Here is a 16,550-nt window from a genome sequence, read left to right as displayed (position 1 = left end):
TCAGGGATCGCTGCTCCCGGCATGGGCGTCCGAGAGATGACCGACCAGATAGGGCGCGAACGAGCGCCAGACCTCGACGTGGAAGCGATCGTCCGCCTGCCGCCACAACACGATCTCGGCCTTGAGGAAGATCGTCCGGGTCGCCATCCCGATCGGGAAGGCGGCCGGCCGCAGATCGAGTGGACAGCCCGCCGCGAGGCAGAGCGCCGCCGACCTGCCCTCCACCACCAGACCGATCTGGCGATGGGAGACGTCGACCAGCGAATGGGCCCCGGCGGGCAGCTTCGCCGCCAACTCTCCGCGGATCGCCTCGGCGTCCTCGCCGGGCGCCAGCAGCAGGATCTCGTCGGGCCCCAGGCGGAGCGCCGCGCGCGAGCCGCTTTCGCTCGCCCGCAGCATCCCCGGCGCCGCCGGACCGAAGGCGGCGACCCCGGCGGGATCGCCGCGCAGGACGAAGCGCGCGGCATCGGGCGCTCGCGTCACGGCGAAGGTCTCGCCCTTGGGCAGAGACACGGCATGGAGCGGCCCGCGACGGGCGGCCACGGCAACCGATCGATCAGACATCGAGCCTCTCTCCCTTGGGATCGACGAACACCGGATCGACGATCGTCACCGCGATCGCCCCGCCCGGCATCGGCACATACAGTCGCTCACCCGAGCGGTCACGGCCGCCGGCGACCATCGCCAGCGCGATCGAGCGGCCGAGCGCCGGGCTCGCGTAGGACGAGGTGACGTGGCCGAGGGCACGGGTGCCCGCCGCCGGCGCCGCCGTCGCTGTGATCTGCGCGCCCTCTTCGAGGACGATCGCCGGGTCCTCGGTGAGGAGGCCGACGAGCTGCTTGCGGCCGTCGACGATCATGTCGGGGCGCACCAGCGAGCGCTTGCCGACGAAGTCCTTCTTGGCCTTGCCGACGGCCCAGTTGAGTCCGAGGTCGGCCGGGGTGACGGTGCCGTCGGTCTCCTGACCGACGATGATGTAGCCCTTCTCGGCGCGCATCACGTGCATCGCCTCGGTGCCGTAGGCGACGGCGTCGACCTTGCGGCCCTCCGCCCACACCGCCTCCCACACCGCCCGGCCGTGATCGGCCGGAACGTTGATCTCGAAGCCGAGTTCGCCGGTGAAGCTGACGCGCATCACCCGGGCGGGGACACCGCAGACGGTGCCCTCGCGGATCGACATGTGCGGCATCGCCTCCTTGGAGATGTCGAAGCCGGCGACGAGCGGAGCGACGATCTCCCGCGCCTTCGGCCCCTGCACCGCGATCACCGCCCATTGTTCGGTGGTCGAGGTCAGCCAGACCCGCAGGTCGGGGAACTCGGTCTGGAGGTAGTCCTCCATGTGGTGCAGCACCCGCGGCGCGCCGCCGGTCGTGGTGGTGACGTGGAAGCGATCGTCGGCCATGCGGGCGATGACGCCGTCGTCCATGACGAAGCCGGCCTCGTTCAGCATCAGGCCGTAGCGGCAACGCCCCGGCTCGAGCTTCGCCCACGGGTTGGTGTAGAGCTTCTCCATGAACACCGCCGCGTCCGGCCCGACCACCTCGATCTTGCCTAGCGTCGATGCGTCGAAGATGCCGGCGGTCGCCCGCGTCTGACGGCATTCCCTGAGGACCGCGCGATGCATGTCCTCGCCCGGCTTCGGGAAATACCAGGCGCGCTTCCACAACCCGACGTCTTCGAAGGCGGCGCCGTTCTCTTCGGCCCACGAATGGATCGGCGTCTGTCGCACCGGATCGAAGAGGTCGCCCCGGTTGGCACCGGCGAAGGCGCCGAAGGTCACCGGCGTGTAGGGCTGACGGAAGGTGGTCAGCCCGACCTGCGGGATGCTGCGACCGAGCTTGCCCGCGGCGATCGCCAGGGCGTTCAGATTCGAGGTCTTGCCCTGATCGGTCGCCATACCGGTGGTGGTGTAGCGCTTGACGTGTTCGATCGAGCGCATGCCCTCCTGCACCGCGAGTTCGATGTCGTCGGCCTTGACGTCGTTCTGGAAGTCGACGAAGGCCTTGCCCTTGGCGCCGGGGCGCCGCGGCAGACGGCCGAGGACGCCGCCCTCGGTCCCGGCCTCGCCGGTGATCGCAAAGCTCGGCCGCGCCGTCTCGATGCCCGCGGCCTCGGCCCCGGCTCGATCGCCTTCGCTCAACGCCGCTTCGAGGGTGAAGGAGCCCCGGCAGGCGCCGGCCGACCGCTCGTCCTGCACCGAGGCGCCGGGCAGGAACATCTGCCGGTCCTCGTGCCACACCACCTTGCCGCGCGACTGCGAATAGAGATGGACGCTCGGCGTCCAGCCGCCGCTCATCAGCAGGCAGTCGCAGGCGATCCAGTCCGTCCCGCCGACGACGTCGCCGCCGACCTGGGCGATACCGACGCCGCTCACCCGGCGCCGCCCCTTGGTGCCGGTCACGGTCGCCGAAGAGATCACCCGGATCCCCGCCGCCTCCGCTTCCTGCATCCGAGCCCGCAGCGGCATGGAACGGACGTCGGCGATCGCGGCGACGGTGACGCCCGCCGCCGCCAGATCGAGCGCGACGCGATAGGCGCTGTCGTGCGCGGTGACGACGACCACGCGCGACCCGACCTTCACCCCGAACCGGTTGAGGTAGATGCGCCCGGCTTCCGCCAGCATCACACCCGGCCGGTCGTTGCCGGGGAACACGATCGGCCGCTCGATGGCGCCGGTGGCGATCACCACCCGCTTCGCCCGAACCTGCCACAGGCGCTCCCGCGCTCCCCGCGGCAGCTCGGCCAGATGGTCGGCGACCCGCTCGGAGAGGGCGACGAAGTTCTGGGCGTACCAGCCGAAGGCCTGTGTCCGCGCCATGACGCGGACGTTGGCGGCGGCCTTCAACTCGGCGAGCCCCTCCTCCGCCCAGACCCGCGCCGGTCGGCCGTCGATCGTCGCCGTCGTCTCGTGCAGCAGACTGCCACCCGGCTCCGACTGCTCGTCACAGAGAATGACGTCCTTGCCCGACCGGGCGGCGGCGAGCGCGGCGGCGAGGCCGGCCGGGCCGGCACCGCACACCAGCACGTCGCAGTGCGCGTAGAACTGGGCGTAGCGATCGGGATCGGGATCCGTCGGGCGCGCGCCGAGGCCGGCGGCGTAGCGCACGATCGGCTCGAACACCCGGGTCCACAGCGCCGTACCGGCGAACTTCGGACCCATGAAGGTCTTGTAGTAGAAGCCGGCCGAATAGAACTTCCCGGCGACGTCGTTGATCACGCCGACGTCGAAGGCGAGCGACGGCCAGCGGTTCTGGCTGGTGGCGACGAGCCCGTCGTAGAGCTCGATCTGCGTCGCCCGCAGATTGGGCGTCATCCGCCCCCGCCCGCGTTCGACCGCGACCAGCGCGTTGGGCTCCTCCGCCCCGGCGGTCAGCATCCCGCGCGGACGGTGGTACTTGTAGGAACGGCCGATCAGATGAACGCCGTTGGCCAACAGCGCCGAGGCCAGGGTGTCGCCTTCGCGACCCTGATAGGTGACGCCGTCGAAGACGAAGCGCACGGCTCGGCCGGTGGCGCCCGAGAGACGAAAATGCTCGCTCATGCCGCACCTCTGTCGATTTCGGGCCGCGCCTCACCCGCCTTGTAGGTCGTCACGATCCTGTCGCTGACGGTGTCGCGGAGGCAGTTGAAGAACCGGCCGCAGCCGGAGATGTGGCGCCAGCGCTCGGCGTGCAGGCCGCGCGGATTGGACCGGAAGTAGAGATGCTCCGCCCAGGTCTCGTCGCTCGTCGCCATCGGATCGGCCGGGCGGGCGATGTGGGCCTCGCCGCCGTAGCGGAACTCCAGTTCCGGGCGGTCCATCTCGCAATAGGGGCAATGAATCAGCAGCATGATCGGCTCCTCAATGCGCGACGGCCGCCGCCGCCGCCTCGTCGATCAGACGGCCGGTGCGGAAACGGTCCATGGTGAAGGGCGCCGCGATGGCATTGGGTTCGCCGCGCGCCACCAGATCGGCGAAGACGTGGCCCGAGCCCGGCGTCGCTTTGAAGCCGCCGGTGCCCCAGCCGCAGTTGACGAAGAGGCCCGGCACCGGCGTCGTGCCGATGATCGGCGAGCGATCGGGTGTCACGTCGACGATGCCGCCCCAACTGCGCAGCATCCGCAGACGGCGCACCGCCGGGAACAGTTCACAGATCGCGTCGAGCGTGTGGGTTGCGATGTGGAGCCCGCCGGTCTGGGAATAGGAGGTGTAGGCGTCGGTGCCAGCACCGATCACCATCTCGCCCTTGTCGGATTGCGACATGTAGGCGTGCACGGTGTTCGACATGACCACACAGGGCATCATCGGCTTGACCGGTTCGGAGACCAGCGCCTGCAGGGGGTAGCTCTCGAGCGGCATGCGGACGCCGGCCATCGCCATGACGACGGAGGTGTTGCCGGCCACCACCACGCCGATCCGTCGGGTCGCGATGAAGCCCTTCGAGGTCTCGACGCCGGAGACGGCGCCGGAGGCGTCGCGGCGGATGCCGGTGACCTCGCAGTTCTGGATGATGTCGACACCGAGCCGATCGGCGCCGCGGGCGTAGCCCCAGGCGACGGCATCGTGGCGAGCGGTGCCGCCACGCCGCTGCAGCGAGGCGCCGATGACTGGGTAACGGATGTTCTTCTCGATGTTGAGAAGCGGGCAGAAGTCCTTGGCCTGTTCCGCCGTCAGCCACTCGTTGTCGATACCGGCGAGGCGGTTGGCGTGCACGTGCCGCTTGAACACCTGGACGTCGTGGATGTTGTGCGCCAGCATCATCACGCCGCGCGGCGAATACATGACGTTGTAGTTGAGTTCGTGGGCGAGGCCGGCCCACAGCTTCATCGCGTGTTCGTAGATCCCTTCGGATTCCTCCCAGAGGTAGTTGGAGCGCACGATGGTGGTGTTGCGACCGGTGTTGCCACCGCCGAGCCACCCCTTCTCCAGCACGGCGATGTTTCGCATCCCGTGCTCCTTGGCCATATAGTAGGCGGTGGCCAGACCATGCCCACCGGCGCCGACGATGATCGCGTCATAGGCGGATTTCGGCTCCGGCGAACGCCATTGTTCCGGCCAACCCTGGTTGCCTCCGAGGCCCTGCGTGAAGACGGAAAGCGCGGAAAACTTCATGTCGGCGGTTCTCCATTTGCCGATGGAGAATGCGACATCACCCGGCCGTCGCCGAGAACGGACCCGTCAGGTCGTCGGTATTTTTCCGCTCTCCGACGAAGGCCGAAACAGGCGACGATCGACCGGTCCATCGGTGTCGGCGGCGGCGTTCGTCTGGCGTAGCGCTGCCGGATTCACGCCGAACCGCCGGCGGAAGGCGCGGGCGAAATGGGCGCCGTCGGAGAAGCCGGCGAGCGCCGCGGCCTCGCCGATGCTGCGGCGGCTGTTGGCGACGAGCCAGTAGCCGTAGTCGAGCCGCATGCCGCGGTAGATCTCCGACGGGCTGGCTCCGAGTTCACGCCGGAACAGCCGGTCGAGCTGGCGCTCGCTCACGCCCAGTTGCTCGGCCAGCGTCGCGATGGCGAGCGGTTCGGCCATCGCCTGTTCCATCGCCAGCACCGCCCGCCGGACCCGCGCATCGGCGGCGGCCGGCGCGACGTGCGGCGTCGGCTGGGCGGAATCGGCGGCGCGCTGTTCGTCGAGCAGCAGCACGTGCAGGCTCTTCTTCGCCGCCTGTACCCCGACGTGCTTCTCCACCAGCGCCGCCGCGAGATCGACGACGCCCGCCCCACCCGAACAGGTGATCCGGTCGCCGTCGATGACATAGAGCCGGTCGGCGATCGGCGCGACGCCGAACTCGTCGATGAAGTCGTGGCGATGGTACCAGGAGACGCAGGTCTTCCGCCCCTCGAGCAGACCGAGCCGCGCCAGAACGAAGGAGCCGGTGCAGACGCCGATCAGCGGCGTGCGCAGCGCCGCGGCGCGGCGCAGATAGGCCGCGATCTCCGCGTCGATCTGCTCGCCGCGATGCAGGAGCCCGCCGACGACGACGATGTAGTGGAACTGCTTCGGGTCGACGAGACCGGCGCCCGGCACCACGGCTACCCCGGAACTCGACACGATCGGCCGCCCGGTCGCCGACATGATCGTCCAACTGCACAGGATCTGGCGCGACCGGTCGCCCTCGTCGGCGGCCAGCCGCAGGGTGTCGATGAAGTTGGCGAACGCCGTCAGCGTGAAGTGACGCGCCAGGACGAAGCCGACGCGGAGACGCGCCGTGGGAGCATCCGGTTTGACGGGCGAGCGAGTGGTCATGGCGCGCACAGTGCGCCGATGCCCCTCGCCGCGCAATCACCGCGCCGTGCCGCCGACCACCCCGAACCCGTCCCGCCCGCGACCGTCTCGGACCCGTCGCGCGACCGCCGCCGAGGCGTCGCGCGGCGCGCCGAAGATCCGGAGAAGCCTCTGAGATCGTACGGTTTCCGCCAGAATTCGCCCGACCCGACGCGGTCGCGACCCCAGGTGACGAGAGGTGACGAAGTCGCCGATACCGGCCGCTCGGATAGTGCCCGCAAATGGCGATATAACCACTTCTTATTTCACCTCGACAACCACTCGATCTAACTAGGAGATCACACTCGGAAAGAACTGTCTCTGTCCATCTGGGGAAATCGATCAAATGATTCACGCCCAAATGCCAAACGAACTTCTTCGTCTCCAGAAGATGCACAATGGCGAGAAGGTGGTCGGCACGTTTTCGGCCGCCGAGATGTCTCGCAGACAGGAAGGACTGCGCAGAATTCTTGAGGACATGAAACTCGATGCGGCGGTGCTGACGTCGTATCACAACATCAACTATTACTCCGACTTCCTCTTCTGCTACTTCGGGCGGCGTTACGCCTTCATCGTCACCGACACCCGGGCCGTGTCGGTCTCCGCCGGCATCGACGCCGGCCAGCCCTGGCGCCGCACCTTCGGCGACAACATCACCTATACCGACTGGCGCCGCGACAACTACTTCTACGCGCTCCAGCAGGAACTCGCCGGCGCTCGCCGCATCGGCATCGAGTTCGACCACGTCAACCTCGAGTTCCGCAAGCTGCTCGACGAGGCCTTCCCCGGTGTCGAGTTCGTCGACATCGGCCAGGCCACCATGTGGATGCGCACCATCAAGTCGGCCGAGGAGATCGCCCTCATCAAGGAGGGCGCCCGCACCGCCGACCTCGGCGGCGAGGCCGTCCGCGCCGCGATCGCCGAGGGTGTGCCGGAATACGAGGTGGCGCTCGCCGGCACCGGCGCCATGGTCCGCCACATCGGCGCGACCTTCCCGCACGTCGAACTGATGGACACCTGGGTGTGGTTCCAGTCGGGCATCAACACCGATGGCGCCCACAATCCGGTGACGACCCGCCGTCTGGTGAAGGGCGACATCCTCTCGCTCAACTGCTTCCCGATGATCTCGGGCTACTACACCGCGCTCGAGCGCACCCTCTTCCTCGACCACGCATCCGACGCGCATCTGCGCATCTGGGAGATCAACTGCGAGGTCCACCGGCGCGGTCTCGAGCTGTTGAAGCCCGGCGCGCGCTGCGGCGACGTCGCCTCCGAGCTCAACGAGATCTACCGGTCGCACGGTCTTCTCGGCTTCCGCTCCTTCGGCTACGGCCACTCCTTCGGCGTGCTCAGCCACTACTACGGCCGCGAAGCCGGCGTCGAGCTGCGTGAGGACATCAACACCGTCCTCCAGCCAGGCATGGTCGTGTCGATGGAACCGATGCTGTCGCTCCCGGAGGGCATGCCCGGCGCCGGCGGCTATCGCGAGCACGACATCCTCGTCCTGACCGAGAGCGGCGCCGAGAACATCACCGGGTTCCCCTTCGGCCCCGAGCACAACATCGTGCCGGCCTGACCGCCCGACCCGCACGCGCGGGGCGCGCCGCTCCCCCGAGCGATCACCGCCCGATCGCCGGATCGGTCTCCGCCGTGTCCCGATCGCCACGCCCCCGCGTGGCGGTCGGGATCGGCGTTTCCGGACCGACGGCCATGGTGAGCCGCCCGGTCGCACTTGCCGCCACCGGAGCCGGCATGCTTTGTTCGACCGGTGCGCCGCAGAACACGAGGCCTGCCCATGCGTTCGATCCCGACGGATCTCCTCCGGGCCTTCGTCACCATCATCGACCTGCGCGGCTTCACGCGCGCCGGTGAGCGGCTCGGCCGCACCCAGCCGGCGATCAGCCTCCAGATGAAGCGCCTGCGCGACCTCCTCGGCGTCCAGCTCTTCGCCGAGGACAGCGGCGGCTCGCAGCTGACCGAGGAGGGCGAGTTGGTCGCCGGTTACGCCCGCCAGATCCTCACCCTCAACGACGAGATGATGCTGCGCCTCCAGGCCCGCGACAGCCGCGGCAAGCTGCGTCTCGGCATCCCCAACGACTACGCCGACCATTTCCTGCCCAAGCTCATCGCCGGCCTGCCGCGCGATCTTTCCGGCATCGCCTTCGACGTGGTCTGCGACGTCTCGCACGAACTGCTCAAGGGGCTCCGCGAGGGCCGCTTCGACATCGTCGTCGCCATGACCCCCGACGGGCCGGCGGAAGGGGCCTTCATGACCTGGCGCGAGCCGCTCGCCTGGGTCGGCGGGCCGTCGGCCGCTGGACAGCCGACGCCGGGCGAGCCCCTGCGTATCGTCTGCTACCCTGAAGGCTGCCTCTATCGCCGCAACATGCTGACCGCCCTCCAGCGCGAGGGCCGCACCTTCGAGATCGTCTATTCGAGCCCGTCGCTCGCCGGCATCGACGCCGCGGTGCGGACCGGCTTCGGCGTCACCGTGCTGGCGCGGCGCATCGTTCCCGACAAGCTCAAGGTCTACGGCGCCAAGGCCGGCCTGCCCCGGCTGGCCGACGCGGTGGTCGGCATCTACATCAATCCGCGCGCCCGCTCGACCGTGGCGCAGAGCTTCGCCGCGCGCTTCGCCGACATGTTCGTCGAGGGAGTCCGCGCCACCGGCGCGTGAGGGCGGCGTCGTCCGGGGTCGAGACGCGGGGAGAGTTTCACTCCCCGCCCCGATCACGACCCGCGCCGGCCGCGTCCACCGAGCCACGAGGCGACCACGAACAGCACGATCGACAGGGCGAGCAGGATGGACGCCGCCGCCATGATCGTCGGATTGATCTGGTCGCGGATGCCGGCGAACATCTGCACCGGTAGGGTCCGCTGTTCGGCGCCGGTCAGGAACAGCGCCACCACCACCTCGTCGAAGGAGGTGGCGAAGGCGAAGATCGCCCCCGACACCACGCCCGGCAGGATCGACGGCAGCGTGATCCGGAAGAACACCGCGATCGGCGGCGCCCCGAGGCTCAGTCCGGCGCGGGTCAGGTTGGTGTCGTAGGTCGACAGCGTCGCCGTCACGGTGATGACCACGAACGGCGTGGCGAGCGCGGTGTGGGCGAGCACCAGCCCGAGCCGAGTGTCGGTGAGCCCGAGCCGGCCGAAGAATAGGTAGCCGCCGACCGCGACGATGACGACCGGGATGATCATCGGCGAGATCAGCAGGGCCATCACCGGCCGCCGCCACGGGAAGTCAGGCCGCGCCAGACCGAGGGCCGCCGTGGTGCCGAGCACCGTGGCGAAGATCGTCGTCAGCACCGCGGTGATTGACGAATTGACGACGCCCGAGATCCAGCGCTCGTTGCCGAAGAAGTCCCGGTACCAGCGCAGCGAATATTTCGGAACCGGGAAGGTGAAGAACGGATCGTCCGAGAACGACAGCGGCACCACCACGAACAGCGGAGCGATCAGGAAGATCAGCACCGCCACCGCGAAGCTCACCACCGCCAGACGGACGGCGCGTTCGGAACGGGTCGCATAGGACGGAAGCCACATGACCGTCACCCCAACCGGATCTTGTCGGCGCCGACGAGGCGCAGGAACAGCCAATAGATGCCGAGCGTCACCGTCAGCAACACCACGCCCAGTGCCGAGGCGAGGCCCCAGTTGAGGTCGCGGTTGATGTAGGTGGAGATGAAGTTCGACACCATCTGATCGCCGGGGCCGCCGACGAGGGCCGGCGTGATGTAGTAGCCGAGCGACAGGATGAAGGTCATCAGGCAGCCGGCGACCACACCCGGCAGGGTCTGCGGCGCCCAGATGCGCCAGAACGCTGACAAGGGTGGCGCCCCGAGCGAGCGCGCCGCCCGCAGTTGCGTCGGCGGGATCGCCCGCATCACGCTGTAGATCGGCAGGATGGTGAAGGGCAGCTGGATGTGGGTCATCGCCGTCACCGTGCCGATCCGGGTGAAGATCAGCTGCAGCTTGGACGTCGTCAGACCGAGCATCATCAGCAGGTCGTTGATGATGCCGTCGGTCTGCAGCAGCACCACCCAGGCGGTGGTGCGCACCAGCAGCGACGTCCACAAGGGCAACAGCACCAGGAGCATCATGACCCGGGCGACGGACGGCGGCGCGATGGTCAGCACATAGGCGACCGGATAGCCCATGATCAGCGTCGCCAGCGTCACCAGCGCCGCCACCGTGAGGGTGCGCCCGAGTACGCCGAGGAAGATCGCCTGATCGGCGTCGGCCGGACCGATGCCGCCGACCGGACGCCACTGCAGATCGACCGCGGTCAACAGGTGATAGGGCGTCCAGCCGCGATCGTTGCGCGCGATCACCGCCCAGATGGCGACCGAACCCCACTCCGCGTCGGCCTCGACGAAGGCCGGCCGGTAGGGGCCGGCGTCCAGCCGCGCCGCCAGACGTGCCGCCGCCACCATCCGCGACCGCATCCCCGAGATCTCGTAGTTGAGGCGCTTGCCGAGCAGCGCGGCGGTGCGGTCCTCCTGCGCCTTCTTCAGGTCGGCGGCGAGGGCGGCGAACACCGGCTCGCCCGGCGTCGACGCCCCGTCCCAGTCGGAGAGCGCGGCGAGCGTGCGCGGCAGCACCGCCCGCGGCTCGGTGTTGTCGACCGCCGTCACCAGGAGGAGCAGGATCGGGGCGACGAAGGTCAGCAGCAGGAAGACGAGGAGCGGCAGCGCGAGCGTGAACGCCGCTCGCCGTCCCGGCCGTTCCGCCTTCTTGACCGCGAGGAAGATCTCCACCCGGCTCATCACCGCGGGATCGATGGCGGCCATGATCAATCTCCCAGCAGTCGGCAATCGTTGGGGCTGAAGTTCAGTTCCACCATTTCGCCGGGTTGGAAGGGCCGCGCCTCACGGGCCGGAATGCGGGCGATGATCTCCTGCCCCATCGCCTCGACGATGAGGCGGACGTGATCGCCGAGGAAGAAGACCTCGCGTAAGCGGCCCGAGATGGTGTCGCTGCCCGGCCGTCCCGGCCCGAGGCCGAGGCGTTCGGGGCGCAGCGACAGGCTCACCTTCTCGGCGCTCTCGACACCGGGGGTCGGCACCGCCAGCAGGCGACTGCCGTCCGCCGTCTCGACCCGGGCGAGCGGCCCGTCGCGGCCGAGCCAGCGACAGGGCACCGTGTTGTTCTCACCGATGAACTCGGCGACGAAGCGGTTGGCGGGGGCGTCGTAGAGGCTCTTGGGGTCGGCGAGCTGTTGGATCCGGCCGTCGTGGAACACGGCGATCCGGTCCGACATGGTCAGCGCCTCCGACTAGTCGTGGGTGACGTAGACCATGGTGATGCCGAGCTTGGTCTGCAGGTGCTTGATCTCCACCTGCATGCGCTCGCGCAGCTGCTTGTCGAGCGCCCCGAGCGGTTCGTCCATCAGCACCAGCGACGGTTCGAAGACCAGGGCGCGGGCGAGCGCGACGCGCTGCTGCTGGCCGCCGGAGAGCTGGGTCGGGCGCCGGTCGGCGAGATGGCCGAGCCGCACCATGCCGAGCGCCCGGCCGATCTTGTCGACCGCCGCCTGTCCCTTGATGCCGCGGTAGCGCAGCGGGAAGCCGATGTTCTCGGCCACCGTCATGTGCGGGAAGAGCGCGTAGTTCTGGAACACGAAGCCGATGTTGCGCCGCTCCGGCGGCAACCGTTCGACCGGCCGCCCGTCGAGCATGATCTGACCGACGGTCGGCCGCTCGAAGCCGCCGAGCATCATCAGCGTCGTCGTCTTGCCCGACCCGGACGGCCCCAGCATGGTGAGGAACTCACCGCGTGGGACGTCGAGATCGAGGTCCTTCACCACGAAGTGGATGCCGTCGTACGACTTGCGCACCCCGGCGAAGCGGACCAGGGCCTCGGTCGTCGGGGGCGAACCGTCCGCCGCCGCGCGACCGATGTCGTTCCGGGCCTCGAGACTCATGCTGGTCATCCTTCGCCGGCGCGATCCGCGCTCGTTTCATGCCGAGCGTCACGGCCGATCGGCCGACGCCCGTTCGGTCTCGTCTGCGCACCGAGGTCCGACGTTCGGAGGTCGGTGACGTCCGCTCGGAATGATCGCCCGGATCCCCGGCCGCGAAAAGCGATCCCGTGTCGGAACCGCCGCGCCCCGCCGCGTCCGTCGTCGCGGTCGACCCTCGGTCGGGGGCCGCGGGCGCCGGGTCGACCGGGTGCCGGCCGGGCGCTACACCCGAGCAGGCGCGCGGCCGCCGTCGTCGGCGGTCACGCGGCGACCGGCCCGGTCGGGATCGGGTCGCCGCAACCATCGCGGCGACCCGGGTCTCGTCGGCTCACTGCGACAGCCAGGTGGTGAAGCGCTTGCGGATCTCGTCGCCCTTGTCGCCCCAGAAGGCGTTGTCGAGGGTCAGGGCGTTGGTCATGTTCTGCGGGCTGGTCGGCAGATTGACCGCATCGTCCGGTGCGACGAACTTGGCGGCGGTGGTGCGCACCGGGCCGTAGGGGATGAACTTGGTCAGACCGGCGAGAACCGCGGGCTCGACCGAGAAGGCGATGAACTGGTGCGAGGCGGCGACGTTCTTGGCGCCCTTGGGGATCGCCCAGAAGTTCGAATCGAGGATCTGATTGTCCCAGACGATCCGGAACTTGCGGCCTTCCTTGTTGGCGTTGTGGATGCGGCCGTTCCAGGCGGTGGTCATGGTGACCTCACCGGAGGCGAGCAGCTGCGGCGCCTGGGCCCCGGCCTCCCACCACACGATGTCCTTCTTGATGGAGTCGAGCTTCTTGAAGGCGCGGTCGACGCCCTCCTTGGTCGACAGCACCTTGTAGACATCGGCCGTCTTGACGCCGTCGGCGAGCAGCGCGAACTCGAGATTGGTCGCCGGGTTCTTCCACAGACCGCGCTTGCCGGGGAATTTCTTGGTGTCGAAGAGATCGCCGATGGTGGTCGGCCCGTTCGCCAACTTGGCGCCGTCGTAGGCGAGCGAGGTCGAGTAGACGATGGTGCCGACGCCACAGTCGGACGTGGTGCCGGCGATCCATTCCGACATCGGGCCGATCTTCGACCAGTCGATCTTCTCGTAGATGCCCTCGTCGCAACCCTGCTGCAGCGTCGGCGCATCGACGTCGACGACGTCGATGGTGGTGTTGCCAGCCTGGATCATCGCCTTGATCTTGGCGATCTCGCCGCCGTACTCCTGTTCGACGATCTTGACGCCGGATTTGGCGGTGTAGGTCTCGAACATCGCCTTCTTCTGGGCGGCCTGATAGGCGCCGCCGAAACTCATGATCGACAGCTGACCGTCGGCCAGAGCAATTCCGGCCGTGGTCGACACCAGGCCGAACGCAAGAGCGGCGGGAAGAATGTGTCGCTTGGTCATTTCGTCATCCTCTCTCACCAGGCTTCGTCCGAAGGCTTGCCGTCATCGATTTCGAACGGTAGCGACAAGGTCCGTTCGACCGAAATTAAAATGCGTTATGACGTAATGAGGTCAAAAAAAATCGATTGAATATCAGGAATATGGTGCATTGCAAAATTATTTGCCGAGCAAGTGCTGCACTTGCTAGATATTCACCGATTAAGTCGTGCGAAAATTGCCACAGTGCGGATGGCTAAACTCGATGAACGCGCAGCCAATATATATTACCTTCGGTGTGCTAAACATAACGACCAGAAAGTTGTCGACTAGATTGAAATTCTTGTGAATAGTTTTACATTATGGCTAAAATTTGAGGATATACTGCATTCAATATGGGTAAATTCGTCTGTATGCGTGCGCGGCAAAACATGCGAACGGTTAGTCAAGATCCTCCGGATACATCAAATTGGTGCCGCTTTCGTACGCTTGCGCGCGTTACTTCGACGCGAACGAGATCGATGAACTATGATTTCGTCGAGTTACGTTGTTGCACGAGACCACGATCGATCGGCCAGGTCTGGCGCGCTGTAAGCCCGCTCTCGCCATCACGAAGTCGGCGATTGCCACCGTGTCGTTCAGATCGAGAACCGGGACACTGCATCCCTCCAGCGGCTCGTCGGAGGCGACGGCGAGGATGTCGGAGCCCGCATGCCACATGAGGCGATGACCGGCGGACGGACGATGGACCTCGATCATCGGATGCCCATGGGTGTGGAAGCCCTCGACCAGGACGAGATCGACGGGGGTCATCCGACGGATCAGATCCTCGAGCGACGGTTCCTCCTCGCGGATCTCGTGGAGGAGCGCCCAGCGATCGCCGGAGACGACCATGACCTCCGAGGCGCCCGCCTCGCGATGACGATGCGAGTCCTTGCCGGGGCGGTCGATGTCGAAGCCATGATGGGCGTGTTTGAGGGTCGATACGGTCAAACCGCGGGCACGCAGCTCCGGGAGCAGACGAACCAAGAGCGTCGTCTTTCCTGAACCGCTCCGCCCGGCCAGTCCGAAGATCTTCATCACCGTTCTCCCCTGTGTTTCGGCGTGGAACTTTGGGTCTGACTCACTTTCGATGAAGTTCGCTGGTCCGATCGGCTCTGGTTCGAGAAGGAATCAGCGTCATGGATCAACAACTTCGCGTTCGTGATGCGGTACCGAACGGCTTCGTCGTCGATTGCGCGACCGTAGATGCCACCCAGGTCACGTTCGTCCTTCGCTCCATCGTCTGCCATGCACGCTGCCCGCTGTGCAGCTCGACGGCCGATCATGTCCACAGCCGCTATCGACGCCGCGCTGCCGACCTTCCCCTCGGCCGCCGCAACGTCGTACTCGACGTCGTCTTCGGCGGTTCCGTTGCGAAAATCCCTGCTGCCCTCGGAAGATCTTCGCCGAGCGCTTGGGCGACGATGTGCTCGCCCCTCGGGCACGGCGGACGGGACGCCTCGACTTCCTCGTCAGACACCTCGGTCTGGCGCTAGGCGGTCGGCCGGCTGCCCGGTTCGCACGACGATTGTCGATCTCGGTGAGCAACGACACTCTCATTCGCTCGGTTCGCCGCGGCCGCGTCACGCGTGACGTCGCGCCGGAAGTCATCGGGATCGACGATTTCGCCTTCAGACGAAACTGCCGGTATGGGACGATCATCGTCGATCTGAAGGAGCGTCGGCCTTTGCGGCTCTTGCCGGATCGAGAGCCGGCCACCGCCACGGCATGGTTGGCCGCTCACGCGTCTATCACAACGGTCACGCGGGATCGCGCCAACGTCTACGGCGAGGCGATCTCTCGCGCTCTCCCTCACGCCGCGCAGGTCGCCGACCGTTGGCATCTCATGGAGAACGCCAGCAGCGCGTTTCTTGATGCCGTGCGCGGCTCCATGAAGCAGATCCGCTCGGCCCTCAGTTGCCGGCCCATCGATCCGAAGCTCCTCTCGGCCGCAGAACGCTTGCAATATGAGGGGTGGCTGGGGCGGCGCGCAGCCAACGACGCGGTCCTCGCGTTGTCCCAGGCCGGTGTTCCGCTCAAGGCCATCGCGCGTCGGACCGGCATCAGTCGAGGAACCGTTCGGCGCATTCTGCGCGGCGAGCGCAACGACGTGTTCCGCACCCGGCAGAGTTCGCTCGACGCACATCTTCCGTGGCTCGAGGAGTGCTGGGAAGCCGGACACCGCAATGGGGCGGCTCTCTGTGTTTCGGCGTGGAATTTTGACCCCCTACGAGGGGTGATCGGCGTCCAATTTTGACCCCCTTACCGCCACCGCGAGCAGACTGCCGTTCCTTTTGTCGAGGGCGGCGGTCGGGGGATGAAATCAGTGGATACGATTGCGCGGATACGCCGCGAGTTCTTCGTTCGAGAGCGTTCGATCAAGGAGATCGCCCGCGAGTTGCACGTCGCCCGCAACACGGTCCGCAAGGTGCTGCGGTCGGGTGAGACGAGTTTCTCCTACAGCCGGGGGAACCAGCCACTGCCGAAGCTCGGGCCGTGGAAGGCGGCGCTGGACGGGCTGCTCGCGGCGAACGCAGCCTCCTCGGCACGAGAGCGGCTGACGCTGGTCCGGCTCTTCGAGGAGTTGCGCGGCCGCGGCTACGAAGGCGGCTACGACGCGGTGCGCCGCTACGCGCGGGCCTGGTCGCTGGAGACGTCGGCGGCGAAGGTCGACGCCTACGTGCCGCTCTCTTTCGCACCGGGCGAGGCCTACCAGTTCGACTGGAGCCACGAGATCGTGCTGATGAACGGTCTGCCGCTGACGGTGAAGGTGGCGCACGTCCGGCTCTGCCACAGCCGGATGATGTTCGTTCGTGCCTATCCGCGCGAGAGCCAGGAGATGGTGTTCGACGCCCACGACCAGGCCTTCGCCTTCTTCCGGGGCGCCTGCACCCGCGGCATCTACGACAACATGAAGACGGCGGTGGAGACGATCTTCGTCGGCAAGG

The 16,550-nt window shown here is 67.5% G+C and carries 14 protein-coding genes and 1 pseudogene; 5 read left to right on the top strand and 10 right to left on the bottom strand.

Going from position 1 to position 16,550, the window contains the following annotated elements:
• From V7Q42_RS13560 to V7Q42_RS13540, 5 genes are all read right to left on the bottom strand, one after another.
• Positions 1 to 564: a sarcosine oxidase subunit gamma gene (locus V7Q42_RS13560; protein WP_333824626.1), complete on the bottom strand. Its 564-nt coding sequence runs from the start codon at positions 562 to 564 to the stop codon at positions 1 to 3.
• Positions 557 to 3,541, bottom strand: a complete 2,985-nt coding sequence (locus tag V7Q42_RS13555; RefSeq protein WP_333824625.1) for a sarcosine oxidase subunit alpha family protein — start codon at positions 3,539 to 3,541, stop codon at positions 557 to 559. The genes V7Q42_RS13560 and V7Q42_RS13555 overlap by 8 nt, the downstream gene beginning before the upstream one ends.
• The gene (locus tag V7Q42_RS13550; protein WP_333824624.1) at positions 3,538 to 3,831 is read right to left on the bottom strand and encodes a sarcosine oxidase subunit delta; all 294 of its coding nucleotides are present in this window, start codon (positions 3,829 to 3,831) and stop codon (positions 3,538 to 3,540) included. The genes V7Q42_RS13555 and V7Q42_RS13550 overlap by 4 nt, the downstream gene beginning before the upstream one ends.
• Positions 3,832 to 3,841: 10 nt before the next feature.
• Positions 3,842 to 5,092: a sarcosine oxidase subunit beta family protein gene (locus V7Q42_RS13545; protein WP_333824623.1), complete on the bottom strand. Its 1,251-nt coding sequence runs from the start codon at positions 5,090 to 5,092 to the stop codon at positions 3,842 to 3,844.
• Positions 5,093 to 5,158: 66 nt separating this feature from the next.
• Positions 5,159 to 6,226 (bottom strand): GlxA family transcriptional regulator, encoded by a 1,068-nt coding sequence (locus V7Q42_RS13540; RefSeq protein ID WP_333824622.1) that lies wholly within the window; start codon positions 6,224 to 6,226, stop codon positions 5,159 to 5,161.
• A 379-nt stretch (positions 6,227 to 6,605) separates the two neighbouring features.
• Here V7Q42_RS13540 and V7Q42_RS13535 point away from each other — a divergent pair, with 379 nt between their 5' ends.
• The gene (locus V7Q42_RS13535; protein WP_333824621.1) at positions 6,606 to 7,820 is read left to right on the top strand and encodes a M24 family metallopeptidase; all 1,215 of its coding nucleotides are present in this window, start codon (positions 6,606 to 6,608) and stop codon (positions 7,818 to 7,820) included.
• Between the two features lie 219 nt (positions 7,821 to 8,039).
• Positions 8,040 to 8,921: a LysR substrate-binding domain-containing protein gene (locus V7Q42_RS13530; protein ID WP_333824620.1), complete on the top strand. Its 882-nt coding sequence runs from the start codon at positions 8,040 to 8,042 to the stop codon at positions 8,919 to 8,921.
• Between the two features lie 53 nt (positions 8,922 to 8,974).
• On the opposite strand, the gene V7Q42_RS13525 is transcribed toward V7Q42_RS13530, so the two are convergent.
• The 5 genes and pseudogenes from V7Q42_RS13525 to mobB all read right to left on the bottom strand — a co-directional run bounded on the left by V7Q42_RS13525 (position 8,975) and on the right by mobB (position 14,640).
• A complete protein-coding gene (locus V7Q42_RS13525; RefSeq protein ID WP_333824619.1) occupies positions 8,975 to 9,790 on the bottom strand; it encodes an ABC transporter permease in 816 nt (271 codons plus the stop codon).
• Positions 9,791 to 9,795: 5 nt separating this feature from the next.
• On the bottom strand, positions 9,796 to 11,037 hold the full coding sequence (locus tag V7Q42_RS13520) for an ABC transporter permease (RefSeq protein WP_333824618.1): 1,242 nt from the start codon (positions 11,035 to 11,037) through the stop codon (positions 9,796 to 9,798).
• Between the two features lie 2 nt (positions 11,038 to 11,039).
• Positions 11,040 to 12,170 (bottom strand): annotated as a pseudogene (locus tag V7Q42_RS21455) (ABC transporter ATP-binding protein).
• A gap of 367 nt (positions 12,171 to 12,537) precedes the next feature.
• On the bottom strand, positions 12,538 to 13,584 hold the full coding sequence (locus V7Q42_RS13505) for an ABC transporter substrate-binding protein (protein WP_333824615.1): 1,047 nt from the start codon (positions 13,582 to 13,584) through the stop codon (positions 12,538 to 12,540).
• 474 nt (positions 13,585 to 14,058) lie between these two features.
• Positions 14,059 to 14,640 carry a molybdopterin-guanine dinucleotide biosynthesis protein B gene (gene mobB, locus V7Q42_RS13500; RefSeq protein WP_333824614.1) on the bottom strand — a complete coding sequence of 194 codons (582 nt, stop codon included), beginning with the start codon at positions 14,638 to 14,640 and terminating at the stop codon, positions 14,059 to 14,061.
• Positions 14,641 to 14,741: 101 nt separating this feature from the next.
• On the opposite strand from mobB, the gene V7Q42_RS13495 reads away from it, so the two are divergent.
• The 3 genes from V7Q42_RS13495 to istA form a co-directional block, all read left to right on the top strand.
• On the top strand, positions 14,742 to 15,098 hold the full coding sequence (locus tag V7Q42_RS13495) for a transposase family protein (protein ID WP_333824613.1): 357 nt from the start codon (positions 14,742 to 14,744) through the stop codon (positions 15,096 to 15,098).
• Between the two features lie 44 nt (positions 15,099 to 15,142).
• On the top strand, positions 15,143 to 15,859 hold the full coding sequence (locus V7Q42_RS13490) for a transposase (RefSeq protein WP_333824612.1): 717 nt from the start codon (positions 15,143 to 15,145) through the stop codon (positions 15,857 to 15,859).
• Positions 15,860 to 15,919: 60 nt separating this feature from the next.
• On the top strand, positions 15,920 to 16,550 hold a 631-nt coding region (istA, locus tag V7Q42_RS13485), incomplete at its 3' end, for an IS21 family transposase (protein WP_333824611.1).

Origin of the sequence: Pinisolibacter sp., assembly GCF_036782435.1 — a bacterium.
Lineage (GTDB): Bacteria > Pseudomonadota > Alphaproteobacteria > Rhizobiales > Ancalomicrobiaceae > CALBKH01.
Note: the sequence above shows the minus strand (reverse complement) of the source record. Positions and strands in the feature narration are given on the sequence as shown.

Excerpts from the sequence above, each read along its gene's own strand:
- V7Q42_RS13550 (WP_333824624.1), bottom strand. The coding sequence starts at position 3,831 with ATGCTGCTGATTCATTGCCCCTATTGCGAGATGGACCGCCCGGAACTG.
- V7Q42_RS13530 (WP_333824620.1), top strand. The coding sequence starts at position 8,040 with ATGCGTTCGATCCCGACGGATCTCCTCCGGGCCTTCGTCACCATCATC.
- V7Q42_RS13525 (WP_333824619.1), bottom strand. The coding sequence starts at position 9,790 with ATGTGGCTTCCGTCCTATGCGACCCGTTCCGAACGCGCCGTCCGTCTG.
- V7Q42_RS13505 (WP_333824615.1), bottom strand. The coding sequence starts at position 13,584 with ATGACCAAGCGACACATTCTTCCCGCCGCTCTTGCGTTCGGCCTGGTG.
- mobB (WP_333824614.1), bottom strand. The coding sequence starts at position 14,640 with ATGAAGATCTTCGGACTGGCCGGGCGGAGCGGTTCAGGAAAGACGACG.
- V7Q42_RS13555 (WP_333824625.1), bottom strand. The coding sequence starts at position 3,541 with ATGAGCGAGCATTTTCGTCTCTCGGGCGCCACCGGCCGAGCCGTGCGC.
- V7Q42_RS13495 (WP_333824613.1), top strand. The coding sequence starts at position 14,742 with ATGGATCAACAACTTCGCGTTCGTGATGCGGTACCGAACGGCTTCGTC.
- V7Q42_RS13520 (WP_333824618.1), bottom strand. The coding sequence starts at position 11,037 with ATGGCCGCCATCGATCCCGCGGTGATGAGCCGGGTGGAGATCTTCCTC.
- V7Q42_RS13540 (WP_333824622.1), bottom strand. The coding sequence starts at position 6,226 with ATGACCACTCGCTCGCCCGTCAAACCGGATGCTCCCACGGCGCGTCTC.
- V7Q42_RS13535 (WP_333824621.1), top strand. The coding sequence starts at position 6,606 with ATGCCAAACGAACTTCTTCGTCTCCAGAAGATGCACAATGGCGAGAAG.
- V7Q42_RS13545 (WP_333824623.1), bottom strand. The coding sequence starts at position 5,092 with ATGAAGTTTTCCGCGCTTTCCGTCTTCACGCAGGGCCTCGGAGGCAAC.
- V7Q42_RS13560 (WP_333824626.1), bottom strand. The coding sequence starts at position 564 with ATGTCTGATCGATCGGTTGCCGTGGCCGCCCGTCGCGGGCCGCTCCAT.